The 19,477-nt window shown below is 45.3% G+C and carries 15 protein-coding genes and 2 pseudogenes; 9 read left to right on the top strand and 8 right to left on the bottom strand.

The genetic code is table 11. From position 1 onward, the window contains the following. Positions 1–111 precede the first annotated feature (111 nt). Together L865_RS0112095 and L865_RS0112090 are read right to left on the bottom strand one after the other, a co-directional pair. Complete coding sequence (locus L865_RS0112095) at positions 112–1,446, bottom strand: type II toxin-antitoxin system HipA family toxin (RefSeq protein WP_028773481.1); 1,335 nt, start codon at positions 1,444–1,446, stop codon at positions 112–114. Then, a complete protein-coding gene (locus L865_RS0112090; RefSeq protein ID WP_028773480.1) occupies positions 1,446–1,727 on the bottom strand; it encodes a helix-turn-helix domain-containing protein in 282 nt (93 codons plus the stop codon). The genes L865_RS0112095 and L865_RS0112090 overlap by 1 nt, the downstream gene beginning before the upstream one ends. Before the next feature lie 180 nt (positions 1,728–1,907). Between L865_RS0112090 and L865_RS25075 the strand changes: the two are divergent. Beyond that, positions 1,908–2,096 (top strand): annotated as a pseudogene (locus L865_RS25075) (endoribonuclease YicC domain-containing protein); the annotation flags it as partial. A gap of 175 nt (positions 2,097–2,271) precedes the next feature. Here L865_RS25075 and L865_RS0112080 read toward each other — a convergent pair. Continuing rightward, positions 2,272–3,525: a type II restriction endonuclease gene (locus L865_RS0112080; RefSeq protein WP_028773479.1), complete on the bottom strand. Its 1,254-nt coding sequence runs from the start codon at positions 3,523–3,525 to the stop codon at positions 2,272–2,274. 202 nt (positions 3,526–3,727) lie between these two features. Here L865_RS0112080 and dcm point away from each other — a divergent pair, with 202 nt between their 5' ends. Then, on the top strand, positions 3,728–5,113 hold the full coding sequence (gene dcm, locus L865_RS0112075; RefSeq protein WP_028773478.1) for a DNA (cytosine-5-)-methyltransferase: 1,386 nt from the start codon (positions 3,728–3,730) through the stop codon (positions 5,111–5,113). A 484-nt stretch (positions 5,114–5,597) separates the two neighbouring features. On the opposite strand, the gene L865_RS0112070 is transcribed toward dcm, so the two are convergent. The 5 genes and pseudogenes from L865_RS0112070 to L865_RS0112050 form a co-directional block, all read right to left on the bottom strand. Continuing rightward, positions 5,598–6,446, bottom strand: coding sequence for a DUF1223 domain-containing protein (locus L865_RS0112070; protein WP_037471074.1), 849 nt, complete (start codon positions 6,444–6,446; stop codon positions 5,598–5,600). A gap of 265 nt (positions 6,447–6,711) precedes the next feature. Beyond that, positions 6,712–8,248, bottom strand: a pseudogene (locus L865_RS23655) (Na+/H+ antiporter NhaC family protein). A gap of 105 nt (positions 8,249–8,353) precedes the next feature. Then, positions 8,354–9,418 carry a phosphotransferase enzyme family protein gene (locus tag L865_RS0112060; protein ID WP_028773476.1) on the bottom strand — a complete coding sequence of 355 codons (1,065 nt, stop codon included), beginning with the start codon at positions 9,416–9,418 and terminating at the stop codon, positions 8,354–8,356. Beyond that, complete coding sequence (locus L865_RS0112055; RefSeq protein WP_028773475.1) at positions 9,411–10,334, bottom strand: NTP transferase domain-containing protein; 924 nt, start codon at positions 10,332–10,334, stop codon at positions 9,411–9,413. The genes L865_RS0112060 and L865_RS0112055 overlap by 8 nt, the downstream gene beginning before the upstream one ends. 187 nt (positions 10,335–10,521) lie before the next feature. Then, entirely contained in the window at positions 10,522–11,607 is a 1,086-nt protein-coding gene (locus L865_RS0112050) for a hypothetical protein (RefSeq protein ID WP_028773474.1), read from the bottom strand. A 301-nt stretch (positions 11,608–11,908) separates the two neighbouring features. On the opposite strand from L865_RS0112050, the gene gmk reads away from it, so the two are divergent. The 7 genes from gmk (at position 11,909) to L865_RS0112015 (ending at position 19,324) form a co-directional block, all read left to right on the top strand. Beyond that, on the top strand, positions 11,909–12,532 hold the full coding sequence (gmk, locus tag L865_RS0112045; protein WP_028773473.1) for a guanylate kinase: 624 nt from the start codon (positions 11,909–11,911) through the stop codon (positions 12,530–12,532). A 59-nt stretch (positions 12,533–12,591) separates the two neighbouring features. After that, a complete protein-coding gene (gene rpoZ, locus L865_RS0112040; RefSeq protein WP_028773472.1) occupies positions 12,592–12,873 on the top strand; it encodes a DNA-directed RNA polymerase subunit omega in 282 nt (93 codons plus the stop codon). A 14-nt stretch (positions 12,874–12,887) separates the two neighbouring features. Then, positions 12,888–14,996, top strand: coding sequence for a bifunctional GTP diphosphokinase/guanosine-3',5'-bis pyrophosphate 3'-pyrophosphohydrolase (spoT, locus tag L865_RS0112035; protein ID WP_028773471.1), 2,109 nt, complete (start codon positions 12,888–12,890; stop codon positions 14,994–14,996). Between the two features lie 31 nt (positions 14,997–15,027). Further along, positions 15,028–15,411 (top strand): RidA family protein, encoded by a 384-nt coding sequence (locus L865_RS0112030; protein ID WP_028773470.1) that lies wholly within the window; start codon positions 15,028–15,030, stop codon positions 15,409–15,411. A 97-nt stretch (positions 15,412–15,508) separates the two neighbouring features. After that, positions 15,509–16,210 (top strand): tRNA (guanosine(18)-2'-O)-methyltransferase TrmH, encoded by a 702-nt coding sequence (gene trmH / locus L865_RS0112025; RefSeq protein ID WP_028773469.1) that lies wholly within the window; start codon positions 15,509–15,511, stop codon positions 16,208–16,210. 361 nt (positions 16,211–16,571) lie between these two features. Further along, complete coding sequence (locus tag L865_RS0112020; protein ID WP_028773468.1) at positions 16,572–18,227, top strand: AMP-binding protein; 1,656 nt, start codon at positions 16,572–16,574, stop codon at positions 18,225–18,227. Positions 18,228–18,397: 170 nt separating this feature from the next. After that, entirely contained in the window at positions 18,398–19,324 is a 927-nt protein-coding gene (locus tag L865_RS0112015; RefSeq protein WP_028773467.1) for a calcium/sodium antiporter, read from the top strand. Positions 19,325–19,477 lie beyond the last annotated feature (153 nt).

Genomic DNA, 19,477 nt, shown 5'->3' with positions numbered 1-19,477 from the left:
TTTCTGGTTTTAAAGTGGATTGGTAAAGATGTGAAGCCCAGCAAATGCTGGGCTTTTTGTTAGATAAATAAGAGAAAGATAAGTTTACGCTGACGCAGCCCGCTCTTCATTCTACTTCCAGGCTCCTTGAACATTTTCAACCGTCAGTCTTGCTGCTCTTTGCTTTACACCTTCAAGTATTGGGTCACTGATATGCGCTGGAAAATCATTCGGTAGCTGCTTTTGAACCTGATTAATCACAAAATCAACTGTATCTGCAATCTCAAGCAAAATAGCAACCATTTCGTCAGTATCATACCCAACCGCCCTAGCGGTCTGGATAAAGTGCCTTGGGAAGATCTGCGCTATCCGATATTCCTTACCTTTGGTTGCTTTAAGTCCCATTGCCAATTTTGCCTTACGGATATTTACACCTTTGCCACCAATGGCTGGATATAAAGACAAAATATCGTAAAAGGGAGTTAATCGATATCCGCCACCCGCCTCAATAAACAATGAAAAGTTCTTCGCATGCCCATCGGTTGCAGCGAGCAGCCAAAATAGCACCTGAGATTTCATGAAATCATATCTATCTCGCTCTGGGGTTATAGAGCCCAATAAATAAGGCATTATTTGTGCAATCCCCGGTCCATCATGACTTTCATATTTTTTAGCAGAAGGAACATTCAATGTCTGGCAAAAGTCTTCTTGAGGTAATCGCATAATCCATTTGCCATCACTCGACAACTTACGATCAAAACGCTCTACAGCAAGCGCTTTAATGTCTCCCACTTTAATGATTGAGCATTGCGGAATAACTAAACCAAACTCCCGCGCAATCATCATGCATAGGTACTCATTTTCAACACTGTCAGACATATCGATAGTATGCGAATGACTTTGTATCTCACCAATAGGTAGCTTAATGATATGCGTCGTGGGTGTGGCATTAATTGGCAACTGCCATTGGTCATCGAGATTGAGTAAAACTGTCTTCTCTTGGACACCGGCAATAGAGATTCGAAAATCATCTTCATCCGCTAGCATACCTAGCGGGATATCAGACTGATACCCCTTCAATACTTTTTCCAATGCCGCATCAGATAAAGGCTTAGATTCAATTTTTTTAACATCGAAAGCGACTTGTCCATGGGGAATGAACTGCAATGCCCCTACACTGTCTAGCCCAACTTTCGCTAATAAATCGAACGCCTGTGTCGATTGCGCATTATGGCGAGCAACAATTCTGTTTCTCACCTCAATATTATCTGGCAGTAGATTATCGAAAAAGTTATAAACCTCATCGCCCTTATAGGCCTGTTTTTGCAACGGCATAGATAAAGAGATAGGCCGACTATTTGACGTATTTAACCATCGCGCAGCATACTTAAATAGATGGGAACCTGTAGCAGATTTAGTCAACTCTCCCACAAAATAGCCATTCATATAAACATCAAGAACAGCCATTACCACTCCTCTTTCCATTCATCGTCAGTGGGGATGTGTTTATCTTCAACCAGCGTCGACACCAGTTCAGGATTTCTAACCTTAATATCTAGCTCAAGGTTTAAAGCAGATAAAATCTTAAACAATGTTTCCAATTTAGTGGAATCTGGGTTCTGTTCAAAATTTGAAACCGTATCCTGACGAATACCAACCTTCTTACCTACCTTGCTTTGCGACAACTGCATATTGAGTCGCGCATCTTTAAGGTACACAGCAAGCTGTTTTGAATTAGTCACCTTCATTATTTCCCACCTATAAACCCTATCGCTATTACCAAGTTTACACGCCACAACCGTTAAAACAAGATTCACACGCTATAAGCGTTAAAACGATAATTACACGCTACAGGCGTTAAATCAACAATTACACGCTATAAGCGTTAAACAAAAAACAACACGCTATAGGCATTAAAATGATAGTTAAAACTCAATATCCACGTTGAAGAAACTCGCCGCATCCTTAAAAAAGGTGGCGCCCAAGGCCGCCGTTTAGACTTTATGATGCAAGAGTTCAACCGCGAGTCTAACACCTTAGCCTCTAAATCTATCAGCGCTGAAGTCACTGCCGCAGCAGTAGAGCTTAAAGTACTGATTGAGAAAATGCTTGGGTAAATCCAGAACGTGGAATAAGTATTGGGACGCTTGTGATAGCAGGCTGGTGAAAAATATTAGAAGCCATGAAATTTCTAGGCTTTCAGGGGGGAGATACCATAACCTAAAAAACTATCCTTTACCTAATATTTAGGCTCTTCTTATTCCCTAGACAAATGCAACCTTTTAACTCGGTTTAACCCGAAATGGCTTGAACTTCATCGATAAAACTTTTAAATGTCTGCAAATACCCTAACTGATTAGGTGTATATGTTTCATGAAGAGGCTTTGGAACAACTAACTGAAGTTTCAAGTGCACCATTTGTGTAGTTTGCTCTTCTGAAATAGCAGGTTCCAACGTTAATAGGTGCTTTGTCTCTATGCGCTTTGCTTCTGCTAGTACCTGTCTCCATCGGTCTTTGCATGATGTTTTAGCACCTAACATTCTCAGTTTTCTCTCATCAAACCGCTTGTTCTGGTATGCCTTTTGGCTTGGAAATAAAAAATCTGGAGTTTGCTTACCTTCAGTCTTTCCACCACGCTTATAAGAAAGGTTATTTGCTATAAAGATAGCCTCTATATGATTTTCAAAAGCATGCCCAACTCGAGACTTCCTTCTATTCTGAACACTAAGAGAAAATTTGATGAAAGCATCAACATCATGCCCTGAGCCTCCGAACCCTAGCTTCAACTGTTCAGATACAATGTGCCTTTCAAGTAGCCTGAAGTTTTGCTCTTCAGCTTCCATCCAAGCAAGTAAAGTTTGGTCTGGCGCTTCAACTGCACAAACCTCACTTTGAACTAGTTTCCGTGAATATTCAGAAAAAACACGAGTCTTGGGGAAATTTGAATCAAACCGATTAAGTAGCTCAGTAAGCTTACTTTCATCATCTACTTTTGAAGTACTAACATCTATTCCAAGCTGAGCTAATACTATTCGCACAGGAATAACCAAAGAGGCTTCTTTGACTGGTACATTTATTAAAGCTGTATCTATATCAAGATTCAAAGCACCAAAAATGCTTTTGAGTTGAACCTCTGCGGAACTACCTTTGGGCGCAAAAACAAGCAGCAATGTTTGCTCTTTTGTAAGGGCAATCAACAAAAAGTCATCTTCTCTAAAGCTCTGTGTAACTTCATTATCATGATAATAAAGTCTATATTCAGCCCCCCTTAGAGGGTCTTTATAGCGGGTGTCGTACCAAGAAACGGTGTCTTCACAAACAATGGGTTCACTTTCATCATCAGAAATATATACCATCTTAGCGGCAAATTTTAGGGTTTTACCATCAATAGGGAAGCCAAGCTTTCGTCCAAATCCAGCCTTAACTAACCCGCCAATTTCATGTTGGTTTGAGCCCTTCTTGTTATTGTTGCCTCTCTTTACATCAACGGCTTTTAGGTATTTGACCGCTACAGCTTCAAAAATATCTTCTAATGTCTCGTACAAAGCCACCACCCTTATATAATAACAACCATAAGATTATCATTTATTTTTATCTACTTATAAAAATAATACTACTACTCTATTCATATCAACAACTAGTTATCACTAACATCCTTTGACATGTGTTTTTATACAGTACTCAGCTGTACTCTGGGTCAAACGAGTGATAAAGTATTAGGCCTCAGATTTTGTAAAGAAGCACTCCATGGCTAGTAACGAAGAAACACTTGAACTACTTACTAAACTTTTAGAAATTTACGATCAAAAACAAATAGCAGCCAAACTAAATCCGTGGACTGAAAATGACTGGTGCAGAGAAACAATCAATCGCATTCTAAAAGGGAAATCAGATAAACAACTTACTTCTGAAGAATTCCGAATTTTAAATGACCTTTTGCCCAAGCGTCCCAAACACTATGACAATCCTAGCTTTAAATTTATAGATCTATTTGCAGGAATAGGTGGGATAAGAAAGGGCTTTGAATCTATCGGCGGTCAATGTGTTTTTACTAGCGAATGGAACAAATATGCAGTCCGTACCTATAAAGCTAATTACTATAGTGACCCGGTTGCCCATTCCTTTAACCAAGACATACGTACAATAACTCTAACAGAAGACAGTGATACCATTTCTGAAACTGTTGCTGCAAAAAACATACGAGATAATATTCCAGAGCATGATGTCCTGCTCGCGGGCTTCCCTTGTCAACCCTTCTCACTTGCTGGGGTATCTAAGAAGAATTCTCTAGGAAGAGCTCACGGTTTCGAATGCGAAGCTCAAGGCACTTTATTTTTCGATGTGTGCCGAATAATTAAAGCAAGACAACCAAGTGCATTTGTATTGGAAAACGTAAAAAACCTGAAAAGTCATGATAAGGGTAATACTTTCAAAGTAATAACTCAGGCACTTGATGAATTAGGTTATGACGTAGCAGATATAGACTTTGAAGGTTCAGGAAGTAAGGACCCAAAAATTATTGACGGCAAAAACTTTCTTCCTCAACACAGAGAAAGAATTGTACTAGTTGGTTTCAAACGTGATTTAAATATTGCTAATGGTTTCACTCTAAAAAACATTATGTTTCCTGAGCATACCCCTTCCTTTGAGAGCCTTCTTAATAGCCTTACGGAGGCCGAAAAAGCAAAATATACCCTGACACCTCGCTTATGGGAATATCTATACGAATACGCGAAAAAACATCAAGCTAAAGGCAACGGTTTTGGCTACGGTTTAGTCGACCCGAAAAAGCCTGACGTAATAACTAGAACATTATCTGCCCGCTACCATAAAGATGGTTCAGAAATTTTAATTGACCAAGGCTGGAATAAAGAATTAGGTGAACTTGATTTTTCTAATCCAGAAAACCAAAAGAATAGGCCCCGCAGACTAATGCCAAAAGAATGTGCTCGACTAATGGGATTTGATGAGCCCGGGAAAAGCGAATTCATAATTCCTGTATCTGATACACAAGCATACCGCCAATTTGGCAATTCAGTTGTTGTACCTGTTTTCACAGCAGTAGCGAAGCTAATGCAATCAAGAATTGATGAAGCCGTAAAAATCAGAAAAGAGAGCAAACTGATAAACTAGGTTAAGGGGCTTGAAAATGATGACATACCTTAAGCCCCCTCGCCGCACAATCACTGCTTAGCGCATGTTTTCTAAGAAAAAATACAACCAAAAGAACTTAGCAACTAAGCAACTAAGCAACTAAGCAACTAAGCAACTAAGCAACTAAGCAACTAAGCAACTAAGCAACTATTGAGAAGCGACTATAATACTATTTTTGAAAACTTGTATTAAGTCATTACACCATAAACTATGATAAACACTGGTAAAAAGATAACAATGTATCGACAAGGATTTTGACACATGAAAAAGCTCAACCCAGCATTTATCGGTTACACACTCACATTGAATGTTGTCGCTTTGGTCTTATGTATTTTACTAATAAATTATGGAGCGAGTGCTGGTTTTCTTATTGGACTATACACTACTATCGTGTTGCTGCCTTCAATCCTCATGGCTGTGACACGGCTCTGCTCAGACAATTCATAAGCACATACAGCCTAGTTTACAGCCCACCTACCGCCTGTATCGGCCTGTGGTTTTGCACTATCCATGCTACCCACACGAGTTTCTCTGCTTTGCCTGAGTGCTTGTTGTCGATGGTCACTTCCCCGCTAAAATGGCTGGGGTTAGTGGTATGTGGCGTAAACACTTGATGCTGCAGCACAGTAAAGTCATGCTTTAGTACTTTGTTGCGGTTTTCACCGCGGGTGACGTTAGTGGTAAAGCCGGTGCCGACCAAAGCAAGATGCAGTTCTATGGGGCTTTCGTCGTTGATAACCGTGCTTGCTTGTTGGTTGCTGCTTTGGTTTGCGGTCTTGCTACTTTGATTGTCGCTGTAGCGTTCAAAACTGGCTTGTAGATGTAAGGCCGTGCCTGCGGTGCCTGTGGCAGTATCTGTAGCTGTGGCTGTGGCTGTATTTTCGGCTTTATCCTGTGCGGATTTGGCTTTAATGCTGACTGACAGTACGCCAACTTTTTCTGGTGGCTGGTTAAATACATCACCGAGTTCACGGTCGAACCAGCCGCGCCATTCTTTGCCGTTAATCACAAACTGTGGGGTGTAGACTTGGCCGGTGTTTTTGGCGTTAAGATGATCATATTGGCGCTGGCTAAACGCGCGTTTGCTGTAGGGGTCTTTCCAGCCGATGCAGTTCCAGTAGCTTACGTGAAACGCCAACGGAAATAGGGTTTTCCACAACTGGGGATGGTCACGAAAGCTTGATAGCCATTGCTCTGCAGGTGGACAACTGCTGCAACCTTGTGAGGTATAAAGCTCAACAAAATAAGGTCGATAAACACTGCTTTGTTGATTAAATTCGCCTAGCGAGGCTGCTCGCAATGGCTGGGACATCAAAAAGCCACTGCAAAGCAGCACCAATAAATACGCTCGCGCGCTGCTTACACTAAACTGCCGCCAGTTTTGACGAGATGACAAACTACACGTTTGGAGGATTGGGGCAAACATAATCGCACTCTTGCTAGGCTTTGTAATATAGACCTAACACGACGCGTAGATCTTTCAGTCTAACTCGTATAGTTAGTCCGTATAGTTACCCCGTAAAGTTAGCCCATATAGTTGGCCTGCATAGCAGGCCAACCACACAAACCTAAGCCAATTAGGCTGCGCTGGCTAAGCGAGCTGCTCGGCTTGTCGTTAATTGTTGATAGCCATATAACAGCGCCGCTGCGACCGATAACACCATTATCCAACTCCATAGTGGCGCTAAACCTAAGTTGATTGCCTGAAAGCCCACTATCGCACTCAGCGCGGCAATCATGGCAAACGGCAGCTGAGTCACTACATGGGCATGGGGCGCACAGCCCGAACTGGTGGCACTGATCACACTGGTATCTGATATGGGTGAGCAATGGTCACCAAATACTGACCCAGCCATTACCGCACTGAGTACTGGCAACATTAGAGTTTGATCTACCGCCTGGGCAATTTCAGCACCAATGGGGATCATAATGGCAAAGGTGCCCCAGCTAGAGCCTGTGGTAAACGCCATCACCGCGCACAGTACAAAACAGCCCGCAACCAAAATGTGGCTCGATATAAATTGCTCGGCCCAACTGGCCAGCAGCTTAGCCACACCTAAATCGGCGATAACAGCACCAATCATCCAGGTAAACAGTAAAATAGCGATAGCAAAGCTAATCACTTTAATGCCTGCCACGGTATCGCTTAGCAGGTGGGTTAAGCTTCGCCCGGCAAACTTTAACATCACCACTGCAATACCTGTGGCTAGCAAACAGGCATCACGCATGGCGGCACCAATATCTGCCGCAGTAAGCCATGCTGCAAGCTCGTTTGATGTGGCATTAGCCGCGCCCGACCACAAGGTGAAACCAATGGATGCTAACAACAAACTCGCCATGGGCACACCCAATAACCACGGACTGCCTGCGGCCACTTCTGTAGACGCATCAGCATGATTTGCATCCTCTATAGCTGATTGCGAGGTTTCTGCATTCGCCGATTTAGGGTAAGTAAAACCAATACCAAACCACGCTATCAGCAATGACAACACAATCACCGTAATGGCATAGAAGTTAAGCTGAGCAATGGCAATAAAGGACTCAAGCGGTGATAACGGCAGCAGGGTAATGCCGGCCAAAATCGCCATCACATACGGCCCCCAGCTTGAAAAAGGCAGTAACGAACATAACGGCGAGGCGTTAGAGTCCACCAGGTAGGCAATTTGCTCTTTGCTCATTTGATAACGCTGGCTCAATGGCTGGCATACATGGCCCACCGCTAAGCAACTAAAAATACCATCAATAAATACCACCCAACCCAGCAGCACTACGCCAATGCGTGCTTGGCGGCCACTTTGAATGCGATGATACAACCAGTCAGCAAAAGATTTAACTGCGCCGCCTCGGGCCAGCAATTGCGTCATTACCCCTAACAGCACCATCGCCGCCAGCACATTTAAATGCCACGCTTGCCATTGGCCGTTGGCCGTTGGCATAAAATTGCTGCCAAGCCGTGCTCGATAAATAGTGAATGCTTTCGAGTGGATTAAAACTGCTTAAGATAAGGGCGCCAGAAACAATACCCACGCCTAAGGCCACTAACGTTCGGCGTAATACCAAAGCCAACACTAAGGTTAATAACAGCGGTGTAAGCATTAAAAGATTGGCCAACATGGCTGCGACTCCGGTAGGAACGATTAACTCAGCAAATAGTGCTGAGTGACTGGCACCTCAGTGCGTTAATCACTGTAGTGCCGGTTACGTTACGCGTGTGCTCGACTAGCTTAAGTGTTGTTGCAGTGCCGCTTGGTTTTCAAGCAGGCTTTTGTACAGGGTAAACTGATTGGCAGCGCGCTCTAAATTATGGTTTTCATGATGAATATTAAAATACACATCGCCATTAAGATGATCAGTTAAAAAGCGCACGCCAATCATCAAGCAAATAATTTTAGCCCCCAGCCATAAGCTTTGACGTTCAGCCTTGGTAAGAATGCTGCTTAATTCGCTCAAATACCCTTGGCATATCGCAGCAAAAATGGTTTCGCGCACCTGCACATTACTGAGGTTGGTTGAGTCTTCCTCTTCTGGCGAGCAAAAGGTACGTACCATGTCGCCAAAGTCATACATCAAATGCCCTTTCATGCAGGTATCTAAGTCAATAATTGCTAGACTCGACATGTCACGCTTATCAAACAACATGTTGTTGATTTTAGTGTCATTGTGGCAAATACGTTTAGGTAGCTGTGGCTCAATATCCGCCAGTTCTTGCAATAAACTTTGTTGAGTCAGGGCAAAATCAACCCAAGCTTGGCACCCAGCTAAGCGCTGTTTGCTATTGGTTGCCACCGCCTGTTCAAGCTGCTTTATACGCCCAGGTAAGTGATGAAACTGTGGGATCACATCTTCAATTTGCTCAGCATCAAAATCACTCAATGCTTGCGAAAAGTGGCCAAAAGCTTTGGCTGCGGCTTGGGCCTGTTGCTCGTCGCCTACCACATCAATACTGTGACTGTTGGGTAGGTAATTGATCGCTCGCCAAAAACCCTTGTCGCCTAAATCTATGGCGAGTTCATTAGCTTGAGTCGTGAGCGGCGACACGACTTTAAGTTGGTACTCAGCTTGCTGGCGTTTATCGCGTAAGTGTTGAGCAATTTTTTGCGCGTTGTTGACCAAGAAAAATGGCGTTTTAAAGACCTCGGTATTGATACGCTGCAGCACCATTTCACCATGCTGGCCGCGTACAAGAAAGGTATCGTTGATATGTCCATTTCCTAGCGGTGACACTTTGGCCTCAACTTCAATGCCAAAATTCGGCAGTACATGCTGCTTTATAAAATCAATCACCCAACAACTCCATTAATTTTTGTTTTACCTCAGCCACATCCTGAGGATAGGTCACACCCAACCATGTTTGGGTTGCTGTGCTAACCCCTATTTTAAACACATCACGTGTTTCTTTTGCTCCGTCCATGGCGCTTTGCACCACAGAAGGTAAATAACATTCGGCAGTGGCACTATTGGCATTGGCGCTAACAAAAGCCAGCAACTGCTGCTCTAGCACCGAAAAAATACTGCAGGTAAAGCCCCAACAGGTCATAGATACCAGCGCATCGGCTGACAGTTGCATTACTTGACCTGCAAACTCGCCGCTACATGTATCAGACGTCAAAGTCGGGCGAATGTTCAACCATTCTTGCACAGAACGCAGCTCGCCATTTTCAACCTGGCAAATCCCGCGATTAACGCCGCCGTGTTCAGACAAGGTATTACGCAAACGATACGCCACCATTTGCCACTGTTCCGGTGCAGATTTAAATCCTGCGGCTAATAGCTTAAATGCATCTTGGCCGTAATAATCATCCGCGTTAATCACCGCCATTGGCCCAGATACATGGTGACGAGCACACCACAGCGCATGGGCAGTGCCCCAAGGCTTAGTTCTGTGCTCGGTATTTGCAATAAACTGTTGCCAGCCATCGGGCAAGTCATCCATCGCTTGATAGCAAAATGCAATTGCTATTTGCCCAGCAAACATCGGCGCTAAACTGGATTTGAGTTCTTGTTCCAGCTCAGGACGGATAATTAACACCACTTTGCTAAAACCGGCTGCTATGGCTTCGCGTACCGATAAAGCCAATAAGGTTTCACCATTGGGGCCAAGTTGAGCAAGCTGCTTGTCGCCACCAAAGCGACTGCCCATGCCTGCGGCCATAATCACTAAGGTTAAGCCACCGCATTTAGGCATAAAGTGTTGAGACATTTAATCTTGCGCCATTAACTTATTTTCGATTAATCATTAACTTGCTGTACTTAGGCGCTTCAACCAAGGTTTATGCAGCGCTAGTCACCTCACGGTTTAGCTTACAACGGCATACTGCTACGCCATTACAGTGCTAACAAGCAAGCCCAGCAGTCTAATAACTTAACAGCATAAATGCTAGCGCGACTTATAAGTAGTCGATAAAGCCTGCACTTTTAGCCAGTGCTGCTTGGCTGCCTTTAAGGCTAAACTGATAGCCACACAGCTTTAAATTTCCGCGCATGGCAATATCGGTAATGATGGCCTGAGTATCCAACGGTGAAAACCGCGCCTGAGTGGCGCTACTTGGCAGCAGTTCTACATTAATCGGCCGATAGCTGGCACCATTATTAAACTCCATGGCTTGGCAAGTTCTGTCGCCTTTAGCCGTTGCCAATGACCATAACTGTTGCGGCGCACCGCGCTCGCCCAGCCATTCAAGCAGCACTGCGCCATCGAACAAAATCACACTAAATCCATCGGGCATATCTGCTTTAGCATCAGCCTGAAATGCTACAGGTTCTATAGATTGCGGCTCAACGGGCTCCGATGCCAAAGTTTCAACCTGCTCGCTAGGTTTTAAAAGGCTCAATACAACCACTAGCACCACAAGCGCAGCGCTGCTAATCATCAGCATTTTCTGTTTCACAGCTGACAGCGCTGACCAACGTCCTGCAAGTGCTTGCCAATTGATTTGCGCCGCTTCGGCCTCTTTAAGGCTATCCAATGAGTCAGCGTTTGCCTCACTCGCCTCAAAATTAACCTCAGTAACCTCTGTTACCTCACCATCTAGTGTGGGTTCTACTCGGCGACGCTCAGTGCTGCTTCCCGATGGCGTTGAATGATTATGAGGGCCAGCGTAACCAAACTGGTCAAATTTCACAGATTTGGTGGCAGGTAACACCACTTGGGTTAACAGCGACACCGCCACACCTAACAGGGCGCTGACCACGACAAACCCCATACTGGCATCAAATGCCAGCGCACTCCAAAACAGTAGCAATGGCAATGCCGGCAATAAGATAAACCAAGCAGGGTGAGCCACATGCTTAACGCGGCGTTTAGCGCTCAAAACAACCAGCGCAATAACCGGTAACGCTACAACCAGGGTGCCAATATGGGCGCCAATAAAGCTAGTGGTAATTAATAGCACCACATAAGCCAAAGCATTAATCGCCATAAAGCGAAATTGGCTATCAGTACCGGTCAAACAAAGCAGCGATTTAAAATGCATAACAGCGATCACCTAAAACATGCATGGAAAAGTCGATTAAACCTGATGGAGCTGAGCTGAAGATTAATGCACTAGCAGATAATAAGCCCCATCTTGGCTGTTTTTATACCATATACTGCTAACGCGCCCTAGTCACCACGCTTAATCCGGTGAATTATCATGCAAATTGATAGATAACAATGTAAAGCGTAAGCTCGACTAACAAGCAATTGATAAATTTTTGCCCTAACACTAGCTCAATAGATCAGCCAAGAGGTATAATGGGCCGCTATTATCAATTTCTAGCTTTGGACTCCGCACCATGACCGCTCGTGGCAACCTTTTTATCATTTCAGCGCCAAGTGGCGCCGGCAAATCGTCGCTCCTTTCTGCAATCTTAAAAGATAAGCCCGCTGATATGCAGGTGTCGGTATCACACACCACACGCCAGCCACGTAATGGTGAAAACAATGGCGAGCATTATCATTTTGTGTCGGTTGATGAGTTTAAAGCGCTAATTGAGCAAGGTGCCTTTTTTGAATGGGCCGAAGTGTTTGGCAACTATTACGGCACCTCACGCCAAGTGATTGAAGCTAAACTGGCTGAAGGTGTCGATATTTTCCTCGACATTGATTGGCAAGGCGCACAGCAAGTTAAACAGATGATGCCAGAAGCCATTGGGGTATTTATTTTACCGCCCTCAAAAGCGGAGCTAGAGCGCCGCTTAACCGGCCGTGGGCAGGACTCTGCTGAAGTCATTGCTGGCCGCATGGCGCAAGCAACTTCAGAAATATCCCATTACAACGAGTACGATTTCATCATCGTTAATGACGATTTTGAACAAGCACAGGTAGATTTAAAGGCGATTATTCGCAGCCAACGGCTTACTGGTGCTAGCCAAATTCAGGCTCAAAATGATATGCTTAAAGATCTGTTGGCAGACTAACTGTCATAGTGTACAATTTTGCGTCATTTTTTCACCCATAAATACTGGAGTTCCATCTGATGGCTCGCGTAACTGTAGAAGACGCCGTAGAACAAATCGGCAACCGTTTTGACATGATTTTGGTTGCAGCTCGTCGAGCTCGCCAAATCGCTGTACAGGGTAAAGACCCTATGGTTGAAGAAGAGAACGATAAGCCAACCGTTATCGCACTTCGCGAAATCGAACTAGGTTTAGTGACTGCTGACACCCTTGATGCCGACGAGCGTCAAACTGTCCGCGAACGTGAAGCAGCTGAAATTGCTGCTGTTGCTGCCATCGCTGAAGGCCGCAACACTATATAAGGAGTGCCGCCACTTTGTATCTGTTTGAAGGTCTCAGGGAGTCTGCGTCAGCCTATTTAGAAGCTGAGCAGGTAGAATTACTCAAGCAGGCCTATCAGGTGGCGCGTGATGCCCATGAAGGTCAGATGCGCACCAGTGGCGAGCCTTATATTACCCATCCGGTTGCGGTAGCCCGCATCCTGGCAGACATGCGTCTCGATCATGAGACGCTGATGGCTGCCCTGCTCCACGACACGATTGAAGATACCCCGGTAACCAAAGAAGAATTGGCCGAACGATTCAGTGAATCGATTGCCGAATTGGTTGAAGGCGTGTCTAAACTCGACAAGCTCAAGTTCAGAGACAAGAAAGAAGCCCAAGCGGAAAACTTCCGCAAAATGATGATGGCAATGACCCAAGATATCCGAGTCATTCTTATCAAGCTGGCTGACCGCACCCACAATATGCGCACCCTTGGGGCACTTCGCCCTGATAAACGTCGCCGTATTGCCCGTGAAACCTTAGAGATTTACGCACCGATTGCCAATCGCTTAGGTATTCACAACATTAAAACTGAACTTGAAGATTTAGGCTTTCAAGCCTACTACCCCATGCGCTATCGCGTATTAAAAGAAGTGGTCAAAGCCGCACGGGGTAATCGTAAAGAACTGATCCAAGGCATTGAAGCGGCCATCCATACCCGCCTAGAAGATACCGGATTAGTCGGCACCGTTAAGGGCCGCGAAAAGAACCTCTACTCCATCTACAACAAGATGTGCAACAAAGAGTTGCAGTTCCAAGAGGTGATGGACATTTACGCCTTCCGCGTAATTGTCGACTCGGTCGATACTTGTTATCGCGTTATGGGTGCAATGCACGGTTTGTATAAACCTCGCCCAGGCCGTTTTAAAGATTATATTGCCATTCCTAAAGCCAACGGTTATCAGTCGTTGCACACATCACTATTTGGTCCCCACGGTGTACCGGTTGAAATTCAAATCCGTACCGAAGATATGGATCAAATGGCCGATAAAGGGGTGGCAGCACATTGGCTGTATAAAGGTTCAAGCTCACAAGACCAAGGCACCACAACCCAAGTGCGTGCGCGCAAGTGGATGCAAAGCTTGTTAGAGCTGCAGCAAAGTGCCAGCACCTCTTTTGAGTTTGTAGAAAACTTCAAAACTGAGCTGTTCCCAGAAGAAATTTATGTCTTCACCCCAGAAGGGCGAATTCTAGAATTGCCCGTTGGCGCAACACCGGTCGACTTTGCTTATGAAGTTCACACAGATGTGGGTAACACCTGCGTAGGCGCGCGCGTTAATCGCCAAGCCTACCCATTGAGTCAGCCGCTGATTTCAGGGCAAACCATCGAAATTATTACCGTTAAGGGCGCTAGGCCTAATGCGGCTTGGCTTAACTTTGTGGTAACGGGTAAAGCCCGCGCTAAAATTCGTCACCTGCTTAAGAGTCTTAAAGAGGATGACGCGGTTATCCTCGGTAAACGTTTACTCAACCATGCGCTGGGTGAGAATAATATCGAAGATATTGATCCTAAACAGGTCGAGAAGGTTGTCGCCGATACTAAGCATGACACCTTAGATGATCTACTAGCAGATATTGGTTTAGGCAACGCCATGAGCATTGTTGTCGCTCAGCGTTTACGTGGCGACCAAGAAGTCGAACAGCACGAACATAAAGAATCCAACATGATGCCAATCCGTGGCGCTGAAGGTATGTTGGTTTCATTCGCGAACTGTTGTCGCCCTATTCCGGGTGATGCGGTGATTGCCCATGTAAGTCCAGGTAAAGGCTTAGTGGTGCACATGGAAAGCTGCGCTAATATTCGTGGCTACCAAGGCGAGCCAGATAAATATATTCCAGTACAATGGGATAACGCTGAAGGCGTTGAATTCCAAGCCAACCTGCGGGTAGAAATTGTTAACCACCAAGGTGCGTTAGCAAAAATCACCTCGATTGTGGCGGCAGAAGGCTCGAACATTCACAACCTCAGTACCGAGGAGCGTGACGGCCGAGTGTTCTTGATTAATTTACGAATTTCGGTGACCGACCGAATTCACTTGGCAAACGTGATGCGTCGTATCCGCGTATTGCCAGAAGTTTTGCGTACATCTCGCAATCGATAAGCAATCGCAGAAGATAATAACGGAGAGTTTCATGGCTGAAAAAACAATCATCGCTACCGATAAAGCCCCGCAAGCTATCGGCACTTATTCTCAAGCTGTTAGAGTGGGCGACACTGTCTACCTATCAGGTCAAATTCCACTAAATCCACAAACAATGGAGATGGTGAGCGATGAATTTGAAGCACAAGTTGTGCAAGTGTTTGACAACCTAACTGCCGTTTGTGAAGCCGCAGGTGGTTCATTAAACGACATCGTTAAACTCAACATCTTCATGACCGATCTAAGCAACTTTGCGACGGTTAACGAAATTATGGGTCGTTATTTCAGCCAGCCTTACCCTGCCCGTGCAGCGATTGGCGTTAAGCAACTGCCTAAAGATTCGCTAGTCGAAATGGACGGCGTGTTAGAGCTATAAAGCCTAACACTCAGTATTAAAGGGCGCATAAGCGCCCTTTGTTATTTTTACTCGTTACTGTTAGCCCAACTTGTTGACCACACTGAATTAAAAGACTATGAGCCCCGAACGTTTACAGCGCATCAATCAGATGCTCGACAATCGTCAAACCGACCTGACTATCTGTTTAGATAAAGTTCATAAAACCAATAACATTGCCGCGGTTGTCCGCACAGCCGATGCCGTGGGCATCCACCAAATCCATGCGGTTTGGCCCGACATTGATATGCGCGTATCGGGCAACACCGCTTCTGGCAGTCAGCAGTGGGTTGGCACTAAAAAGCACTATCACATGAGTGAAGCAAAAGCCTGTTTTGATGCACAAAACATGCAAGTGTTGGCCACTAACTTTTCCGACACAGCCGTCGACTTTCGTGACATTGACTACACCAAACCCACAGCAATTATTATGGGTAACGAGCGCGACGGCGTCAGTGAAGAAGGCATCGCGATCGCTGACCAACACATTATTATTCCAATGATCGGCATGGTGCAGTCACTGAATGTCTCGGTGGCATCTGCACTCATTATGTATGAAGCTCAGCGCCAGCGGGAAATTGCTGGCATGTACGGTAAACGCACCCTAGATGATGCCTATTGCCAAAAAATGCTCTTTGAACAAGGCCATCCTATCTATGCCAAAGCTTGTCGCCGCAAAGGTATTCCTTACCCACGAGTAGACGAGCAAGGGCAAATTGCCGCTAATGAAGATTGGTGGCAGCGCATGCGCGCGCCAGACCCGAACGCCGAGCCTGAATAGGCACTCAAAGCATATAAAGCAGTCTTGCCCATGCAATATGCGGGTTTGCTGTTACGTTAGCAGGCTAAAGCCCATGTTTTTTATCTTTTAAGCCACTATGTGTTTTGCTCAGTAGTGGCTTAACTTTATGCAGTAATAACCTACCTTGAGCGTGTTGAAGCCTACCTTACAGCCCCACTACATCTGGCTGTCATTTATAACACTATGATGACAATTCAGGGCTTTGTCCTGCAAATCAATTGTCATCATTTCTTTTATTCGCCATACTCATATTGATTACCCGTAATAAATATCAATCTAAACAACAAGACTACCCGCTCAGCTGAGTGAACAATAAAAAATAACAAATATGGAAGATCAGATGGATTCAGCAATCAAAACCCCAGTAGAGATGCTTGCCCGGTGGGTCGATACGCAAGGCGACAGTATCTACCTTAGACAGCCCATAAATGGTCAGTATGTTGATTTCACTTGGCAAGATGTGCAGCAAAAAATGCAACAGCTTGCCGGCGCCCTCAGACACTTAGGTTTACAGCCTGGCGACAAAGTCGCGGTTTTATCTAAAAACTGTGCCGAATGGTTTATTACCGATTTAGCCTTAATGCATGGCGGCTATATCAGTGTACCGATTTACCCTACCGCGAATGCCGATACCATTAAATACGTATTGGAGCACAGCGAAGCCAAAGCCATTATTATTGGTAAACTCGATTATTGGGCTGACCAAGAGCCCGGTGTTGGCGGCGATATCCTGCGTTTAGCCATGCCTTACGATACGATGCCAGCACAATACCAGTGGGACAGCTTACTCAAGCTGGGTCAACCTCTGGTTGATGCCAAGTTCCCTGAAGCAGACGACACCATGACGCTGATCTACACGTCAGGGTCAACCGGCAAACCTAAAGGTGCAATCCAAACCTATGGCAGCTATGCATGGACCTGCCAAGCGGTAGTGCGCGACTTACAAACAGATGTGAAAGATCGTCTTATCTCTTATCTGCCGCTGGCACATATTACTGAGCGTGTCGCCATTGAAGGCTCATCGTATTACTCCGGCAGCTGTGTGGCTTTTGTTGAAAGCTTAGATAGCTTCGTGGCCGACGTTCAACGTGCAAGGCCAACGGTATTTTTCTCGGTACCGCGCCTGTGGAGCTTATTCCAAAAGAACATCATCGATAAGATTGGTTATGCCAAGCTTAACTTTTTGCTCAAGGTGCCTATTATTAGCAGCATCGTGAAGAAAAAAATCCACCAAGGTTTGGGTTTGGAGCATTGCCACTTACTCGGTTCTGGTTCTGCGCCAATTCCACCTTCATTGATCGATTGGTATCACAAAATTGGCTTGAATATCAGTGAAGCATGGGGCATGACCGAGAACAGCGCTTATTCCATCATCAACTTCCCATTTGATGCTAAAAAAATTGGCTCTGTAGGACGTGCTATTGAAGGCTGTGAAATTAAACGAGCTGAAACTGGTGAGCTGTTGGTGAAAAGCCCCGGCTTAATGACCGGCTACTACAAGCAGCCTGAAGTGACGGCCGCCAGCTTTGATGAAGATGGCTTTTTCAAAACCGGCGACCTGTGTGATATCGACCAAGATGGCTGTGTCAGCATCACAGGCCGCGTGAAAGACAACTTTAAAACCGCCAAAGGTAAATACGTTGCACCTGTGCCCATTGAGCGCAAACTGGCACAGGACCCGCACGTAGAGCTGCTATGCGTCATCGGCTCAGGCCTGCCGCACCCCATTGCCCTTGTGCAGCTATCAGAAGGCGCACAATTGCAACCTCGTGAAGAAGTACGCGCCTCGCTTAAGGCGACATTAGACAGCATCAACCCTAATCTCGAATCCCATGAAACCATCGATGCCATTGTGGTTGTGGCCGAAACTTGGGATGTAGATAACGACGTGCTCACGCCAACGTTAAAGATTAAACGTCACGTGCTTGAAAAGCGCTATAGCGAGAAAGTTGATGGTATCCGTGGTGCCAAAGTACGCTGGGAAGAAGAGCTATAATCAGCGGCAATCAATGACTTATTTGCCCCAGTTAAAAAGCACGTCCTAGACGTGCTTTTTTGTACGCCCAAATTAAACAAAAATTAATCATTTTATTGCGTTTTTTAGTTGCCTTTTTAGCGTTTCGGCCTATTCTTTCGCTCCCTTAAATTAATCTTAAATTTGACATTATGTGGATTGCTCTGTCGATTATTGCTGGCTTTATCATCCTCACCTTGGGTGTTGAGGCGTTAGTGAAAGGCGCGAGTCAGATTGCGTTAAAGTTGGGTATCACGCCATTAGTGATAGGCCTAACCATAGTGGCATTTGGCACCAGCGCTCCAGAATTTGCCGTGAGTATTAAAGCGGCCTTAGCGGATAATGCCGATATAGCCATTGGTAACGTGCTCGGATCTAACATTGCCAACATTGGGCTTATTTTGGCAATCACTGCGCTGATTAAGCCGATTCGGGTCAAATCACAAATGGTTAAACGTGATATCCCCATTATGATTTTGGCATCGCTGCTACTCTGTGCCTTACTGTGGGATGGTGGCCTCGGACTCATCGACGGCATGATTTTGTCGAGTCTGTTGCTTGGCTATCTCATTATGAGCTACCTCAAAGCCGACACACAGACACCGAGCGATGTAGCCGCAACCGATACCACCCCCTCTTGGCAATCCATGGCCATGATAGTGGTTGGCATGGCCATGCTTGTGGGAGGCGGCATACTGTTTGTTGATGGCGCTGTGGAGCTAGCCACCGTGTTGGGTATCAGCCAAGTGGTGATTGGCTTAACGGTAGTGGCCATAGGTACCAGCATGCCAGAGTTAGCGACTTCGGTGGTGGCGGCACGCCGCGGAAAGAGTGATATTGCCATTGGCAATGTGGTGGGATCTAACCTATTTAACATTTTAGGTATTTTGGGTGTTACGGCATTGATTGCACCGATATCAAGCCAATCATTATCCACACTCGATCTGATAGTGATGTTGATGCTCGCAGCGATATTACTGCCGTTTGCTTGGACAGGTTATCGCATTGGCCGCCGTGAAGGCAGCCTATTGCTGGTGTGCTATTTAGCCTACATTAGTCACCTAGTATTAAACGCCTAAAATCAGTTATCCAGCTGATTTAATGTATAAAAACAAATGTAGGTGACAAAACTCACCTACATTCAATGACAAATGTCATCAGCAATTGATGACATTTGTGCCTGCCGATTATTGCTCGCAACTTAGATACTGATCCTGAATTTAAGGACAACA

Origin of the sequence: Shewanella waksmanii ATCC BAA-643, assembly GCF_000518805.1 — a bacterium.
GTDB classification, from domain to species: domain Bacteria; phylum Pseudomonadota; class Gammaproteobacteria; order Enterobacterales; family Shewanellaceae; genus Shewanella; species Shewanella waksmanii.
This window is presented reverse-complemented; position numbering and strand designations above follow the sequence as displayed.

Bases quoted from the DNA above. Each gene is read 5' to 3' on its own strand.
- L865_RS0112095 (WP_028773481.1), bottom strand. From the start codon at position 1,446: ATGGCTGTTCTTGATGTTTATATGAATGGCTATTTTGTGGGAGAGTTG.
- L865_RS0112090 (WP_028773480.1), bottom strand. From the start codon at position 1,727: ATGAAGGTGACTAATTCAAAACAGCTTGCTGTGTACCTTAAAGATGCG.
- dcm (WP_028773478.1), top strand. From the start codon at position 3,728: ATGGCTAGTAACGAAGAAACACTTGAACTACTTACTAAACTTTTAGAA.
- L865_RS0112070 (WP_037471074.1), bottom strand. From the start codon at position 6,446: ATGTCCCAGCCATTGCGAGCAGCCTCGCTAGGCGAATTTAATCAACAA.
- L865_RS0112055 (WP_028773475.1), bottom strand. From the start codon at position 10,334: ATGTCTCAACACTTTATGCCTAAATGCGGTGGCTTAACCTTAGTGATT.
- L865_RS0112050 (WP_028773474.1), bottom strand. From the start codon at position 11,607: ATGCATTTTAAATCGCTGCTTTGTTTGACCGGTACTGATAGCCAATTT.
- gmk (WP_028773473.1), top strand. From the start codon at position 11,909: ATGACCGCTCGTGGCAACCTTTTTATCATTTCAGCGCCAAGTGGCGCC.
- rpoZ (WP_028773472.1), top strand. From the start codon at position 12,592: ATGGCTCGCGTAACTGTAGAAGACGCCGTAGAACAAATCGGCAACCGT.
- L865_RS0112030 (WP_028773470.1), top strand. From the start codon at position 15,028: ATGGCTGAAAAAACAATCATCGCTACCGATAAAGCCCCGCAAGCTATC.
- trmH (WP_028773469.1), top strand. From the start codon at position 15,509: ATGAGCCCCGAACGTTTACAGCGCATCAATCAGATGCTCGACAATCGT.
- L865_RS0112020 (WP_028773468.1), top strand. From the start codon at position 16,572: ATGGATTCAGCAATCAAAACCCCAGTAGAGATGCTTGCCCGGTGGGTC.
- L865_RS0112015 (WP_028773467.1), top strand. From the start codon at position 18,398: ATGTGGATTGCTCTGTCGATTATTGCTGGCTTTATCATCCTCACCTTG.